This window comes from Crassaminicella indica (assembly GCF_019203185.1).
GTDB lineage: Bacteria > Bacillota > Clostridia > Peptostreptococcales > Thermotaleaceae > Crassaminicella > Crassaminicella indica.
Genome location: NZ_CP078093.1, coordinates 1083071 through 1099200, shown reverse-complemented (window position 1 = coordinate 1099200; position 16130 = coordinate 1083071). Strand labels below are relative to the sequence as shown.

12 protein-coding genes, 1 tRNA gene and 1 other annotated feature are annotated in these 16130 nt (G+C 30.5%); all 13 genes read right to left on the bottom strand.

What is annotated here, in order from left to right:
* Positions 1 to 108 precede the first annotated feature (108 nt).
* Complete coding sequence (locus tag KVH43_RS05210) at positions 109 to 381, bottom strand: transposase (RefSeq protein WP_218283796.1); 273 nt, start codon at positions 379 to 381, stop codon at positions 109 to 111.
* A gap of 37 nt (positions 382 to 418) precedes the next feature.
* Complete coding sequence (locus tag KVH43_RS05205; protein WP_218283795.1) at positions 419 to 745, bottom strand: hypothetical protein; 327 nt, start codon at positions 743 to 745, stop codon at positions 419 to 421.
* 240 nt (positions 746 to 985) lie between these two features.
* The gene (locus tag KVH43_RS05200; protein WP_218283794.1) at positions 986 to 1282 is read right to left on the bottom strand and encodes a DUF2584 family protein; all 297 of its coding nucleotides are present in this window, start codon (positions 1280 to 1282) and stop codon (positions 986 to 988) included.
* Between the two features lie 37 nt (positions 1283 to 1319).
* Entirely contained in the window at positions 1320 to 1763 is a 444-nt protein-coding gene (locus KVH43_RS05195) for a hypothetical protein (RefSeq protein WP_218283793.1), read from the bottom strand.
* Complete coding sequence (gene dcd / locus KVH43_RS05190) at positions 1763 to 2398, bottom strand: dCTP deaminase (RefSeq protein WP_218283792.1); 636 nt, start codon at positions 2396 to 2398, stop codon at positions 1763 to 1765. The genes KVH43_RS05195 and dcd overlap by 1 nt, the downstream gene beginning before the upstream one ends.
* Before the next feature lie 511 nt (positions 2399 to 2909).
* Positions 2910 to 4331, bottom strand: coding sequence for a hypothetical protein (locus tag KVH43_RS05185; protein ID WP_218283791.1), 1422 nt, complete (start codon positions 4329 to 4331; stop codon positions 2910 to 2912).
* 22 nt (positions 4332 to 4353) lie between these two features.
* On the bottom strand, positions 4354 to 5745 hold the full coding sequence (locus tag KVH43_RS05180) for an HD domain-containing protein (RefSeq protein ID WP_218283790.1): 1392 nt from the start codon (positions 5743 to 5745) through the stop codon (positions 4354 to 4356).
* A gap of 568 nt (positions 5746 to 6313) precedes the next feature.
* Positions 6314 to 6389, bottom strand: a tRNA-Arg gene (locus KVH43_RS05175).
* A gap of 362 nt (positions 6390 to 6751) precedes the next feature.
* Entirely contained in the window at positions 6752 to 7930 is a 1179-nt protein-coding gene (locus tag KVH43_RS05170) for a D-alanyl-D-alanine carboxypeptidase family protein (RefSeq protein WP_218283789.1), read from the bottom strand.
* A 79-nt stretch (positions 7931 to 8009) separates the two neighbouring features.
* A complete protein-coding gene (locus tag KVH43_RS05165; RefSeq protein ID WP_218283788.1) occupies positions 8010 to 9500 on the bottom strand; it encodes a M1 family metallopeptidase in 1491 nt (496 codons plus the stop codon).
* 113 nt (positions 9501 to 9613) lie between these two features.
* Positions 9614 to 11206 carry a phosphoglycerate dehydrogenase gene (gene serA / locus KVH43_RS05160; RefSeq protein WP_218283787.1) on the bottom strand — a complete coding sequence of 531 codons (1593 nt, stop codon included), beginning with the start codon at positions 11204 to 11206 and terminating at the stop codon, positions 9614 to 9616.
* A 133-nt stretch (positions 11207 to 11339) separates the two neighbouring features.
* Positions 11340 to 11545: a binding site (T-box leader), on the bottom strand.
* Positions 11546 to 11676: 131 nt separating this feature from the next.
* The gene (carB, locus tag KVH43_RS05155; RefSeq protein ID WP_218283786.1) at positions 11677 to 14865 is read right to left on the bottom strand and encodes a carbamoyl-phosphate synthase (glutamine-hydrolyzing) large subunit; all 3189 of its coding nucleotides are present in this window, start codon (positions 14863 to 14865) and stop codon (positions 11677 to 11679) included.
* Positions 14856 to 15935: a glutamine-hydrolyzing carbamoyl-phosphate synthase small subunit gene (carA, locus tag KVH43_RS05150; protein WP_218283785.1), complete on the bottom strand. Its 1080-nt coding sequence runs from the start codon at positions 15933 to 15935 to the stop codon at positions 14856 to 14858. The genes carB and carA overlap by 10 nt, the downstream gene beginning before the upstream one ends.
* Positions 15936 to 16130 lie beyond the last annotated feature (195 nt).

Sequence of the window (16130 nt, the reverse complement as noted above, 5' to 3'; positions counted from 1 at the left end):
ACCTACAGTCATAATAAGTGCTACGAGGTAGTTCTAAAATTTTACATAACAATTTAATATTATGTTTTTTCTTATTATCTTCGATAAAAGAAATTAATGATTGAATATCTATTTTTTCGCGAATATGGTTAAAGCCTTTTTTAAGATTTCAATTTCCTCCTTGAGCTTTGCATTTTCCTTTTTCATCTCAGCTATATCTTTAGGAGTAATAGGTTCTTGATCTTCTACTTTAATTACTTTGTTTTCTTTAATCCATTTATAGATTGTTGTTCTAGTTACACCATATTTACGTTCTAACTCTGATACTAAACTACCAGAGTTATATAATTCAATAATTGTTTGTTTAAAATCTTCGTTGTATCTTTTACCATTAATATTCATACGGACACACCCTTTCATCTAATTATAGTTTATCTTGTTAAACTAAGTGTGTCCATGATTCTATACTAACACCATAGGTTTCAATTTCTTCATCTTCATTTACTACTGTAAGATAGTATGCTTTATCGTTATACTTATAGATAAGATATACTGTTAACTCTTGTTCTATTGTTTCTACTGTCCCTACTGCCATTATTAAATATTCATCATCTTCTTTTCTAAAAGCTCCTTTGGGAACTATGTCTTCATATTCATCGTGGGTAATGCTAATATATTCCCCTAGAATTTCTCCATCATCTACTAGCTCCTCTTTATAAGTCTTTAAAATTTCTTTTACTATCTTCTTTAGTTCACATGCTTTCAAAATATCCTCTCCCTTCAAAATAATAAAAGCCTAAGAAAGTAACATTTTCCTTGTCACTCTCTTAGGCTAAAAATCTAATTCTGCATACATTATTGTATCTCCATTTACTGATTCATAGGCTCTTTGTGGCTCTATCCCTAACAATTCTTCATAATTTTCTGTACTAATTAAACCTTTTATTGCTTTTTCCTTTGAGGTTTCTTAAAGCCACATTTCTATAATATCATCCTTATCCTCTTATTACATCCTTTTCATATTCATATACATTTCATAATAATGTTTTGCAATTTCACTTTCTGAATTATATTCCTTCACAATAGAAAATATTATATTTGTACTACTTTTATCAATTTCAAACTTATTTATCTTTACTATAGCTATACAGCCAAGATTCTTAATTATAAGCGGTATTTCAGAATCTATTGGATATACTCTTCTATCTGATTTTTGTAACATATATTCATTATCATTTATCTTTATAATTTGACTTTTATCTGCTGCTACTAAATACCAATTCATTTCATATACAACACCCATGTTTCTAATCCTCACTTTCACTTCTATATTATAGAGACTATTGTTTATGGAATTTTTCTTTAATTATATTACTTATATCACTTAAAAACTTATGGTTATACACAATTAACGTTCCTATTCCTAACACAGTCATCCATAATAAAGTTATTGCTGCCTTTGTTGGTACTCCTTTAGAAAGATTAAGAATCTCTGTAGCTTGATTTACTATTAACCCAACTAAAAAAGCAATAATAAAACCTTCATACATTAATACTTTGATTTGTTTTATTTTTTTCTCTTGTTGTAATTTTTCAATTTCAACTTCTGCTTCTTTTTTTATTCTTTCTTTTTCCAAAGCAACTATTTCTTCTTTTATATCATTGAAAAAATTCGTTTTTGCAGAATCTTTTATGTATTCTATTTCTTCTAAAGTCCCACTATGAGAAATTTTTTGGCTTTCTATATAAGCATTTATCATTTTCTTTGTTATTTTACAATCCATTACTCATCCTCACTGTTAAGCAAATTTTTCAATATATTGTTATATTCATCTTCTGCTTTTCTTTTAATCTCATCGCTTATTTTAGAACCAATGAACTTCTCTTCATTATTATAAATCGCATTTTTACTATTTTTATACCATTTATTTTCACTCGGTATAGATTTTAATTCTTCAAATACAAATTGACCTATTTTTAAATCAGGAAATATTTTTATTGCATAGGGTGTCGCATTAAATAATCCTAATTGAAGTTTTCCTGAATAAGTTGGATTACAGTGCTGATTACTTAGTAATAATCCTAATCTAGTAAATCTAGTCCTTGGTCTTACATGTGCTATTATATTACTTGGCAAATTAATAACTTCATTTAGTGTTATTAATATATATTCTTTTGGAGCTATCTCATATCCATTAATTATTTCAGCTTCGTCATAAATATTATCAATTTCACTCTGATTTCTTAAGTCAATAGTCCTAAATTCAGTTTTATATCTATGAATTATACTATTCATAGATATGTCATATGAAGCCCCTTGAAGTCTTTCCTCTTTAAAGTTTTCTATAAGTGGCTTTTCTAAATCATATTTTTTGTAATTCTCAATCCTATCTCTTATTTCTTTATCACTTAATATCATAATACTATCCCCTTAATATTGATTCTACACCATATATATTATCATACTTGAATTTAAAATTTAATACCTTATACCTATTTTATAAAATTTATATTTTATCATACATGTCATATTATTACAATCTTTATTGAAATTACTACTCATTTTCAAGCCCTTCCCAACGACAACTACGACTTTTTAAAAACTAATAACAACTAACTAAAATTCCCCCACAAAACAAAAAACCACGTCCCTTGGAAAACCAAAGAGAATGAGGCTATATTCCAGTACATCTAAGAAAAATTCAATATTCTACCTTTCAACTCATCAACAAAACCGCCGTTATTTATGGTATGGTTCATCATTTCGCTATAACTATGGTTTTTAAGAATATATATTGGTTATTTAACTTTATCTATGTGCTTTTTCCACTTTTCATCTGCTAAAAGTCATAAACGGCATACCTCCCGAGCCGATATTTATCATGCCACTTTTTAGGAAAATATACCGTTTATTACACACACTATATGTTTTACAATATATTATTCTTAGTCTTTCCATCATACCTTAATTTTGACGGTATCTTAGACAATCTTAACAAATCTCCAAAATGACTTGTGACTCCTATATTACCAACTAATTCAATTCCTATATCTTTTCTTTCTAATTTTGTAATTAATTTTCTAAGTTCATCTAGACCATTACTTACATCAAATTCTTTATAATATAATGGATTGCCTTCAACTATTACACTTTTATTTCCACTTGATTTTAATTGATTCAATTGAACTACCCATACATGCTCTCCATCATAAACCCATTCTGTTGATACCTCACCTATATATCTATAATAACTTCGTATTTTATTGTTTAGCCTTTTAACTTCTCTAATAACATCATTTGGTAGATTATACAGTCTTTCTTCTCCAATCATAAAAGCACTGCCTTTACCTGCAACACCCTCTATAACATCTTCTTCCATATTCTTCCTTATTATAGATGCCCCTGAAAAAACTGCTTCCACTGCATCTTGAGAAAGTATAGACGCTATATTAATATCATTATCACCTTTGTTTTCTTCAATATTCATAAGTTCAAAAGGGTCTATCCAACTATCCCCAGTATAATATTTCCCTGGCTCCTTAACAATTGGACATGTTCTTATCCATTTTTCATGTAATCCAGTTGCTTTACCAAATGTAAAAGGTGCTATATTTCTAGATATAACAGTAGTTTGTGGCACTTTTATGCCTAAAGTATCTGCTAGTAATAACCCAAATGCTTTATCTCCAATAAATTTAGAAAAATTATTTGGCCATGTTATTATGTTCTCATGACTTATATTATTATACTCTTCATATTCCCATATAATAGTGTGCTTTTTCCCTACCCCTTGTCTATTTGGATGTATACTAAATTCTACTCTATAATTTTCATTAAAATTTATTTCTGGTCTGAAACCGTATACTTTTTCTAAAATGCTATATCCAAATTCTTTAGGTAATGAGCAAATTCCCTCTTTATCAACACATTTTGGTGTATCTTTTGGAGAGAATTCAATAGTATCTCCTAATACAACGCCAGATACTCCCCCATCATTTATATCAATATTCTCATTAACTATTGAATACTTTCCTTCTACCTTATTATTTTTTATAATATCTAATATTTCATCAATATCTTCACGTTTTTTGTTGAAAATTAACTTATTCCCTTTCATGGCATCTAAACTGTAACTTCTTATATTCACAGCTCTCGAAGGAGCAGAATCTATTAATTTCTCAATCAATTCTTTCTCTTGAAGTCCTTCTTTATTTTTATATTTATTTATATGAACAAATCTCAATTTATTTTTTTCAGTGATACCAAAACTAACAAACTGTGCTATATTCCCAAAGTTAAACTCTACAATAGAATTTAACTTTTCATCTTTCATAACTATTTCATTCTTCATAAAATCACCTTAAAATTAAATTTTAATACTTGTAATAACTACCTATTGAATTTAAATTATCATATACTTCTTCTGCATATCTATCACTCATACTAGCTATATAATCAGCAACTATTCTCTCTTTTTTACTTGTATCACTCTTTATTCTATTTTGAAAATTCACAGGTAGTTCTTCAATATTGGTTATAAATTTATTATATAACGCCTCTACTATTCTTACAGCTTTCTTATCTGATTTTTGTACCTCTGAGCTCATTACATAATGTTCATTCAATATATCCCTTAAAGCAGAATAACTTTTACTATATTTATCTTCAAAGTTAATAATTAACCCTTTTTGATAAGCTTTCTTTTTTATCTTTTTTATCTTCTTTTTCATATTTTTTATTTCAGCTTTTTTCTCATCCTCAGCCATCTGTGAGTTTCCTTCAATATCTGACATTCTTTCTTCTATTTTACCAATTTTCAAGCCATCAATTTCTAAGTTTTTTTCAATCTCTAATATTCTTTCTTTTGTTTTCTCTTTTATTGTCTTCTGATCTAACGTTGTTGACCCTTTTAATTCATTAAGAGTTTTTAAACTTTCATCTATTAAGTTACTTAATACATTTCTTATCAAGTCTCTCGTTTTAAAGTTATTTATGTCTTCTAAGATTTTGTCTTTTTTAGCTGGTATAAGTTCTGCTAAAGTTTCTTTTAATTTTGTTTCTAATTTTTTATCATTCTTTATAGCATTCTCATAAATCTCCGTTTTATAAAAATCTTCAAAATCATGGCTTAAATATGCTATTTTATCTGCCCAATAAACAACTTGTGCTTCTAAATTCCCTGGTTCTAAAGGATTATATTCAGTACAGTCAAATTGTTTTTTATTATAACCACCAGCATATACATCTGTATCATGTTTTAATATTCCCTCAAAAACTTCTTTTGATAACTTTACTTTTCTATCTTTTAAATATCTAACACTTTGTACAGCATGAGAAAATCCACCTTTCTCTTTTAATTTCTCATTTAAAAATTTCTCAACCGCATGCCCAAAAGGAGTATGTCCTACATCATGTCCTAATGATATAGCTGCTACTAAATGTCTATTTAATCCTAATGCATCTGCCATACTAATTGCTATTTGTTCCACTTCTAATGAATGTGTTAATCGGGTTCTATGATCTCCAGTTTTTGTTGCTGCTATTACTTGTGTTTTATCTTGTAACCTTCTAAATCCTCCAGTATATAATATTCTATCTCTCTGTCTTCTGAAATATGTTCTATTTGTTTCTTCATTTGAATCCTTTTCTTTATCTAAATTCTTTTCATTATATTTTGTACCCCATTCACATATATACTTATTTTCTCTTTTTTCTAATTCTTCCCCTTTTACACTAGTTTTAATGCTTTGTACACTCTCACTCATATATCCAAATCCCCTTTATCTGTAATATGAACTTTTTATACTGTATTTAATTATAACATAATCAGTTTATTTTTCCTTTATTTATACTGCAATTCGACCCTAATTACATTAAATCTCTTTTTATCACTGATTTTTTTAGTTCATTTTGTTTCTCTCCACGAGGTCCTTTTGACATCGTAACGACGATAACAACTAAGAGTTTTAGAAACAACTAGCAACTAACTAAAAAGCCCATACAATATAAACCCCCATCTTCCTTATAAATCTAAGAAAACAGAGTAATATTCATAGTTTTACCAAGAGAATTTTAATTTAAAAAACCACCGTTATTTATGGTACGGTTCAGCTCCAATTATCCTAAATCTCTTTTTTGTGACTAATTTTTTTACTTTAATCCTCTCTCCTTGTAACCTCTAATACCCGCTAACCCCTCCACGACGTCCTTTTGACGTCGTAACGCCGACGACAACTAGCCTTTTTTAGAAACTAATTGCAACTAACTAAAAATTCCCCTCAAAACAAAAAATCTCATCTTCCTTGAAAAACCAAGAAAGATGAGACTATATTATGGCACACCCGAGAGGATTCGAACCTCCGACGCACGGTTTAGGAAACCGACGCTCTATCCCCTGAGCTACGGGTGCAAGTTTACCATTAATAGAATAATCCGATTTTTTACATTTGTCAAGGTTATAATATGTTTATCTTTGTACTTATGTTTACATATTTCTTTTTTAATGTCAGTATTGTTTATCTATAGGGATCCAACTTCAACATGAAAAAAAGAAATATATAAAGATAAGTGAATGACTTCGATAACTTTTGTAAAAAAACTTACTGAAATTTCATGAAAAATACGTTAAGAACCTTCATTGTTTGAACGAAGTGAGTTTTGAAGGTTTAGTATTTTTTCATGGAATGAAGTTTTGTTTTTTCAAAAGTTATCTGGAATGAACTATCTTTTATATTTCATTTTGAAGTTGTTTACCTATATATAACATATACATTACATGATATTTGAAATAAGACTTGAAAAAACTGACCAAAATTTTGTTATGAATACTTTAAAAGGAATCTTTTTTATATCTCGATCACTAATTAGATCCATTGTTATAACCTTTCCATTATATAGTGTAACCTTCAATTCCCCAAGCTTTTGCCCTTTAATAATCGGAAATGGCATTTTATCTAGTAAAGAAATCTCTCTACTTTTTTCTATTCCATTTTTTACGCCAAATGCCCAAGCATCCTTTTTAGCTAAAAGCTTGATAGGAAGCTCCTTTGCTCCCCATAAATTAATTTTTCCAATCATTTCCTCTGATTTTATAATTCTTCTCTTTGTAAAATTAGCTATTCCATAATTTAAAAGCTTTTCACTTTCATGGATTCTATTAAAATCACTTTCCGTTCCAAGTACAACAGATATCAATCTAAAATCCTTCTCATTTTCATTCTTTTTCTTTACATTCATAGTAGCAGCTAAACAAAAACCTGCTTCTCTTGTGTATCCTGTTTTTAATCCATCTACATCAGGAATAACCTTTAACAACCCATTTGTACTTTTTTTATAAAAATTCCTCCTTTTATTTTGATAAAATTCTTGATCTGTAAGAGGTAATATTTCTTCTTTATAATGATCCATGATGTATTTTACCAATATACCTATATCTTTAGCTGTCATCATATTTCCTTCGTCTTTTTCTGGCATACCATTAGGATTGACAAAGTGTGTATTTACCATTCCTATTTCTTTAGCTTTTTCATTCATTATTTTTACGAAATTCTCCATACTTCCGCCTACATACTCTGCAATAGCAAAAGCTGCATCATTTGCAGAAACAATCAACATAGCCTCTATCAGTTCTCTTAGCTTTATAATCTCTCCTGCCTTTAATCTATAGCTTGCTCCCGCCTCTCTTGCTGCTCTAGGGCTTATAGTTACTAAATCGTTCATAGAAATTTGTCCTTTTTCTACAGCTTCCATAGCAACAAGATAAGTCATCAATTTTGTAATACTGGCTGGTGCAAAGCTTTCATCTATATTCTCAGAAAATAATATTTCTCCTGACTCTTCTTCCATAAGTAATGCTGCCCTTGCATTAATTTTTACTTTAACATCTGCAAAGCTAAATGTACTATTCAATAAAAAAATAAATGTTATAAATATTGCTGTAACTCGTTTCAAATTAAGTCCCCCCCCACTTATATATTAAAGGAAAAACATTAACAAAACCACAGGTATTTTTTCCTGTGGTTTTTTACATTTATTCTCCAAGCAGCCATTTATTAAAAAGTTCATCTAAATTTTCACCTACAACCTCTTCACAAACCCTTTTAAAATCTTCTGTTTTAGCATTTTTAAATTGATAGGTTTGATAATATTGCTTCATAATCTCGTAAAATTTTTCTTTTCCATATGTCTCATAAAGAGTATTTAAAAGCATCGCTCCCTTATTATATACCAAAATTCCATAATCATCCCATCCTTCAAACTTGTTTAACGGTCTTAAAATAGTTTCATTACTTATAGAAGACGATGCACTTTTATATGGTTCTTCATTCATATACTGATAGTATTCTTTTCCTGTTTCTTCTCCAAACATTTCCCTAGTATAAACGACCTCTGAATAGGTAGTCAGACTTTCATCAAGCCAAGCCTCATCAATCTCATCATTTCCAACAACACCATACCACCACTGGTGACCTGTTTCATGTACAATCACAATTCCTAAAAAATCTCCATAATCATTATAATAATCCTTACCAATAAAAACAATCCCTGGATATTCCATACCACTAGGGAAATTTGTCTGCACTACAGAATACTGACCATAAGGGTATTTTCCATATACTCTGTTAAAGGTCTTTAACGCATTTTCTGCTGATTCTATAGCTTTATCTGCTATTCCCTGCTTAACATCTTTCATAAAATACATCTTAAGTGTTGTACCTTCTACATCTTTCTCAACAACTTCAAAACGGTTGCTGGTTACAAAAGCAAAATCTCTCATGAGCTTTGCCTCTATCTCCCAAACCCTTTTATCGCCTACAATTGTATCTTTCAAAATATTTCCTGATGCTGCAACAATAAAGTCCTTTGGTGTTTCAATACGCACATGATAATTGCTTACATCGCTATAAAATGGATCTCCTAAAGGATAATAAGGATCTAAATTCCATCCTGTTTCATCATAAACAGCTGCAATAGGATACCAGTTGCCAAGATTAAATATATCTTCACTATAACCAAATCTTTCTTTAGCAGGTGGAATTTTTATTGTATATTGCATATCTATTGAAATTCTCTCATTAGAATTTATGGACTTAGGCAATACTACCTTCATGATCGTCTGTCCCTCTCCTTCTAATGTAAAAGCAACTGGTTTATTCCCAATAGATACTTTTTCTATATTAATATATCCAGCTTCAAATCCATCAGGATAAGCACGATCAAAATCATTCATCAAAAATGGAGCTGTCTCTTTTTTTCTAAAACTGTTTGGATATAAGTGAAAATAAACTTCTTTTAAAGAAGCATTTTCTTTATTTATATAATCTACTCTCTGTTTTCCTTTAATAATATGATCCTTTGGAGAAAATGCTAACTCAATATCATATTGATCTATATTCTCAGGATTAACCCCATTATAATCATTTACAATCAATGTAGGGTGTGTAATCTTCTCTACTTCTTTTTCCTTACATCCTGTCAACAAAAACAATATAGCCAATAATATAATCCCTATTTTTTTCATATTGTTCCTCCACTATTTTTTATTTAATTATTTCCTTTACACTTACTTCTTATAGTATATCATAATCCTGTATTTCTTTTGTAAAAATAAACCACCTAAATGGTGGCCTATTTTTAAAGCTTTACATATTTTGCACATAACACATTTTCTTTTTGCATCAATTTTTCTAAGCTTTTATTAGATACTTCATCATCTATTGTCAACACCATTAATGCTTTTTTTCCTACAGCATTTCTTCCTACCTGCATAGTTCCAACGTTTATATTTTCTTCTCCTAATACCATACCAATATGCCCGATCACCCCTGGAACATCCATATTCTGTACAAATAGCATATGCTTTGTTGGATTTATATCTACTTCGTATCCTTCAATTTTTACAATTCTTCCTTCTCTTTTTGAAGATAAATTTCCTGCAATGACAAATAACTTTTCTTTTGTCTTTATCTTTACTTCTATATAATCTGTATATCCATTATAATTTTCTTTTATTTTCCTTTGTTCTATACCGATACCTCTTTGTTCTGCTAAAAGCTTTGCATTAATATAATTTACCTTATCCTCTACTACTGGTTCTAATAAACCCTTTATGAATGCAATAGTACTCATTTCTGTATCTTGTTTTGCAATACTTCCCCAATATTCAATACTTACATGTTCAATTGAATCATTATGCAGCTGATAATATATTTTCCCTAACTTTTCCATAAGTTCAATGTACGGCTTCATCACTGCTAATTCATCTCTATGCATTGTAGGAAGGTTTACTGCGTTTGGTACAATTTCTCCATTTAATGCATTAATCACCTGCTCTGCTACTGTAACCCCTACATTGATTTGGGCTTCAATCGTGCTTGCTCCAATATGTGGTGTTACAATAACATTATCATATTCAAATAATGGATTATTAAAGCTAGGTTCTTCCTCATGCACATCTAATCCTACACTAGCAATTTTCCCATTTTGAATGCCTTTTAATAATGCTTTTTCATTAATGATACCACCCCTAGCATCATTTACAAGTCTTACCCCCTGCTTCATCCATTCTATTTCTTTTTCTCCAATCATACCATATGTTTCTTTTGTCTTTGGGGTATGCACTGTAATAAAATCAGATTCCTCTATTAATTCTTTTAAAGTATTCTTCTTTTCTACATTAAATCTTTTAAATCTTTCATCCGCAATATATGGGTCATATGCAATTACATTCATTCCAAAGGCATTCATTCTCGTAGCTACCAAAGAACCAATCCTACCAAGACCAATAATTCCCAAAGTCTTATTGTAAAGTTCTACACCTTTGAATCTATTTCTTTCCCATTTTCCTGATTTAATATAATTATTTGCCCCTACAATATTTCTTGATACGGCTAAAAGTAGAGCAATAGCAAGTTCAGCAGCTGACATAGTATTACTAGCTGGTGTGTTAGCTACAATAATACCTCTCTTTGTTGCTTCTGCCAAATCTATATTATCCGTACCATTTCCAGCCCTTCCTACAACTTTTAATTTTGATGCTCTTTCCATAAGTTCAGCATTAATTTTTGTAGCACTCCTAACAATAATCGCATCATATTCTGGTATTCTTTTTAATAGTTCTTCTCTTGTTATATCAAGACAAACATCTACATCCAAATGTTTTTCAAGAAGTCTTATTCCCTCTTCATCTACTCTTTCTGTAATAATAACTTTTTTTCTATTTTCCATTTCAACCTCTCCTATTCTATATCGATCTATTTTCAAAACATTCTGTATATTTTCTATGCATAGCTTTTCATTTGTTTTCATAAATTTGCAAATATTCTTTTTGATATAAATACAAAACCCCGTCCTTGAATCAATCAAGGACGGGGATATATATCCACGTGGTGCCACCTTTTTTTACTGCATATACAGCCTCTTTCTCAATAACGGGATTTCCCGGTATAGGTTTTTTACCCCTATACAGCTTCCGGTCGGATTCAATAACCTTTACTATCGATTCACACCACCCATCGACTCTCTGAAAGCAAAGCATTATTTACTACTACCGTTCATAGCTTTTTCATATAAATAATTCAATAAAATAAAGTCTTTTTTTGTAATTACAGATATTATATTATTTATAATCTATAAAATCAATAGTAAATTTTATTTTTGTATAAAAATTTTTGATTTGCCTCTTATATTAATAACAGCTATAGTAAATATTCATCAATAGTCTTATATGTTATTGATTCTTTATTTTTCTCTATTTCAATAGCTACTTTAAAAACTCTTGCTGTATCAATACTAGTAAATATAGGAAGTCTATGCTCACTCATTTTTCTTCTAATTCTAAAACCTAAACTATATTTATTATTTCCTCTTGTAGGTGTATTGATCATCATGTTGATTGTTCCATCTTCAATACGTTTGTCTACCTCAAATAGTGGAATTGTTTCACAAGAAACACCATGTTTCTTTAAAAAGCTCGCTGTACCTACAGAACCATATAGTTTAAAGCCTAACTCTTTATAATCTTTTATAACTTCTAAGCCCTCTTCTTTATCTACAGCCTTTAGACTAACATAAATTGCTCCTTTAGTAGGAATCTTGATCCCTGAAGCTTTAAATCCTTTATAGACTGCCTTATTAAAATCAGTATCTAGTCCTAATACCTCTCCAGTAGATTTCATCTCAGGTCCTAATGACATATCTACATCAGCAAGCTTTTCTCCTGAGAAAACAGGTACCTTTACAGCATACAGCTTTTTATTCTTCATTAGCCCTATTCCATAATCACTGTTTCTTAACTTCTTTCCAAGCATAGCATCTACTGCTAATTTTACCATCGGTACTCCTGTTACCTTGCTTAGTATTGGAACAGTTCTTGATGCTCTCGGATTTACCTCTATAACATATACATCTTTTCCATCAAACACATATTGAATATTTACAAGTCCAACTACCTTTAACCCTTTTGAAATTCTTTTAGTATAATCTACCAACCTTTGTACTGTTTCCTTGTTTAAGGTAACATATGGATATACAGTAACACTATCTCCTGAGTGTACCCCAGTTCTTTCAATATGTTCCATAATTCCTGGTATTAATATATCCTCACCATCTCCTATTGCATCTACCTCTATTTCCGTTCCTTTTATATATCTATCAATGAGTACAGGATACTTTTTAGATAAATTTACTGCATCTTGCAGATAATTTTCAAGTCCTTCTTGATCGTAAACTACCTGCATAGCACGACCTCCTATGACATAAGACGGTCTAACAACTACAGGATATCCTAATTTTTCTACTGTTTCTAATGCTTCTTTTATACTCGTAACTGCTTTTCCCATAGGACTTGGGATATTTAGCTTTTCTAAAAAGCTTCTGAATTTATCTCGATCTTCTGCTATGTCCATTGATTGATAAGAAGTCCCTAATATATTTACGCCTCTTTCATAAAGCTTCTCTGCAAGATTTACAGAAGTCTGTCCTCCTAGTTGCAATATAACACCTTCTGGTTTTTCCTGATTGATTACATTCATCACATCATCTATATACAAGGATTCAAAGTATAATTTATCTGCTGTATCAAAATCCGTACTTACCGTTTCAGGGTTATTGTTTATAATTATGGATTCATAGCCTGCTTCTTTAATCGCCCATACTCCATGAACACAGCTATAATCAAATTCTATTCCCTGCCCTATTCGAATAGGTCCTGAACCAAGCACTAGTATTTTCTTTTTATCACTAATAATGTTTTCATCTTCATCTTCATAGCAAGAGTAATAATAAGGCGTTTTGGCATCAAATTCACCGCTACAGGTATCCACCATCTTAAAAATTGGTCTTATAGCTCTCTTTATTCTCATTTCTTCTAACTCATGAACATTTATTCCTTTTAAGTCGCTGATTTCTTTATCTGTAAAGCCCATCGCTTTTGCTTCGTAGAGTAATTTTTCATCTATATCTTCTTCTTTTATTCTTGTTTCCATATTTATAATATTTAGAATACCATTTAAAAACCATTGATCTATCCTAGTGATTTCATGGAGCTTTTCTACTGTTATTCCTCTTCTTAAAGCTTCTGCAAGGGCGAAAATCCTTTCGTCATCACATAAATTGATTTTCCTAAATAACTCCTCTTGAGTCATCTCCATCATAGAAAACATTCTAAGTCCTGTAAACTTACCTTCCAAAGAAGTTAAAGCTTTAAGAAGTGCACTTTCAAAGCTTCTGCTGATTGCCATTACTTCTCCTGTTGCTTTCATCTGCGTTCCGAGTGTTCTAGATGCCTTGCTGAATTTATCAAAAGGCCATTTTGGAAATTTTACTACGATATAATCAAGGGCTGGCTCAAAGCATGCACTTGAATGCTTTGTCACGTAATTTTTCAGTTCATCCAAGCTAAAGCCTATACCTATTTTAGCAGCAATCTTTGCAATAGGATATCCTGCTGCCTTTGAAGCTAAAGCACTAGAGCGACTTACTCTGGGATTTACTTCTATAACAATATAATTATTGCTTTTTGGATCTAATGCAAACTGAATGTTACAGCCTCCCTCAATTTTTAAGCTTCTAATTATCTTAATAGATGCTTGTCTTAACATCTGATACTCCTTATCTCTCAAAGTTTGTGAAGGTGCAACAACAATACTGTCCCCTGTATGAACTCCTACTGGATCCATATTTTCCATATTGCAAATAATAATACAATTATCCTTTTTATCTCTTATAACTTCGTATTCAATTTCCTTCCAGCCTGCAACACTTTGTTCTAGAAGAATTTGTCCTATAGGGCTATTTTCTATTCCTCTTTGACATATTTCAATCAGTTCATCATAGTTATCTGCAATCCCTCCACCTGTTCCACCTAAGGTATAAGCAGGTCTTATGATTACTGGATATCCATATTTTTTAACAAAATCTTCACATTCTTCTATTTTTGTTGCAATAATACTCATAGGAATTGGTTCATCAATTTCTTGCATAAGCTTTTTAAAAGCTTCTCGATCCTCTGCTTTCTTGATAGTTTCACTATCTGTTCCTAAAAGTCTTACACCATATTTATCTAATATTCCTTCTTCTTTTAGCTTCATAGATAAATTTAATCCTGTTTGCCCTCCAAAGCCTGCTAAAATCCCATCTGGTTTCTCACGGCTTATAATTTTTTCTAGACTTTCTACATTTAAAGGCTCTATATATACCTTATCTGCTACATTTGTATCTGTCATAATTGTTGCAGGATTACTATTTACAAGGATCGTTTCAATTCCTTCTTCTTTTATAGCTTTACAAGCCTGTGTTCCTGAATAATCAAACTCTGCTGCCTGACCAATGATGATAGGGCCTGAACCAATAATCATTACCTTTTTTAAGCTTTTATCTATTGGCATTTTTTCTCCTCCTTTAACTGGTCGATGAATTGATCAAATAGATAAGTAGAATCCGTTGGCCCTGGTGCCCCCTCTGGATGGAATTGTACAGAAAAAACTGGAAGTTCTTTATGCTTCATCCCTTCTACCGTATCATCATTGAGATTAATATGTGTAATCTCCATACCACATGCTTCTACACTTTCTCTATCTACAGAATAACCATGATTTTGAGAGGTAATATAAGCTCTATCTCTTTTTATATCATAAACACCATGATTTCCTCCTCTATGTCCATACTTCATTTTGTAGGTTTTTCCTCCTACTGCTAAAGCTAAAACCTGATGACCCATGCAAATTCCAAAGGTAGGCACTTTTTTTATAATTTTCCTTACTGTTTCTACAGCTTCTGTAGCTGCTTCAGGATTTCCAGGTCCATTACTAAGAAGTACACCTTCAGGATTTATATTCATAATTTCTTCATAGCTCGTGTTGTAAGGAAATACAGTAATATCACAATTTCTATATTTTAAATTATTTAATATATTTCTCTTTATACCGAAATCCATTACAGCAATCTTTGGTCCTATTCCAGGTATATGAAACACCTTCTGTGTTCCTACCTCTTTCATCCAATCTTCCTTTAACTGCTCTTTTCTTAAAATTTTTTGTAATACTTCTAATGATAATTCTTCATTGGATATTACACATTTTAAAGCTCCTTCATTTCGAATTTTTTTTGTAATGCTTCTTGTATCGACATCACAAACCCCTACAACCCCCATATTTTTAAGCATTTCCTCTAATGTTTGTTCACTCATATAGTTTGAAGGCTTTTGTTCAATAGCTTTTGTTACAAATCCCTTTGCATATATTTTAGAAGATTCGTTTTCTGCACTATTTACTCCATAGTTTCCTATCAATGGATATGTCATTGTAATAATTTGACCTGCATATGATGGATCTGTTAAAATCTCTTGATATCCTGTAATAGAAGTATTAAATACCAACTCCCCTACAGATGTACCCTTCTTGCCAAAGCCCTTCCCTTGATATACCGTTCCATCTTCTAGATACAATACACCTTTCATTTGTATCCCTCCAATACTTTTTTATATTGATTTCTTTATATCCAAATTTATATAAATAAATATTTTTATAATAATACTCAAAACAGTATATTTATTCAGCATGCTTTAAAAAATTTTTCTAATATATTAAAAAAGCCTTTTACCAGAGGTAAAAGGCTTTTATTTGCACACAAACTACAGATATCACAAATTTAT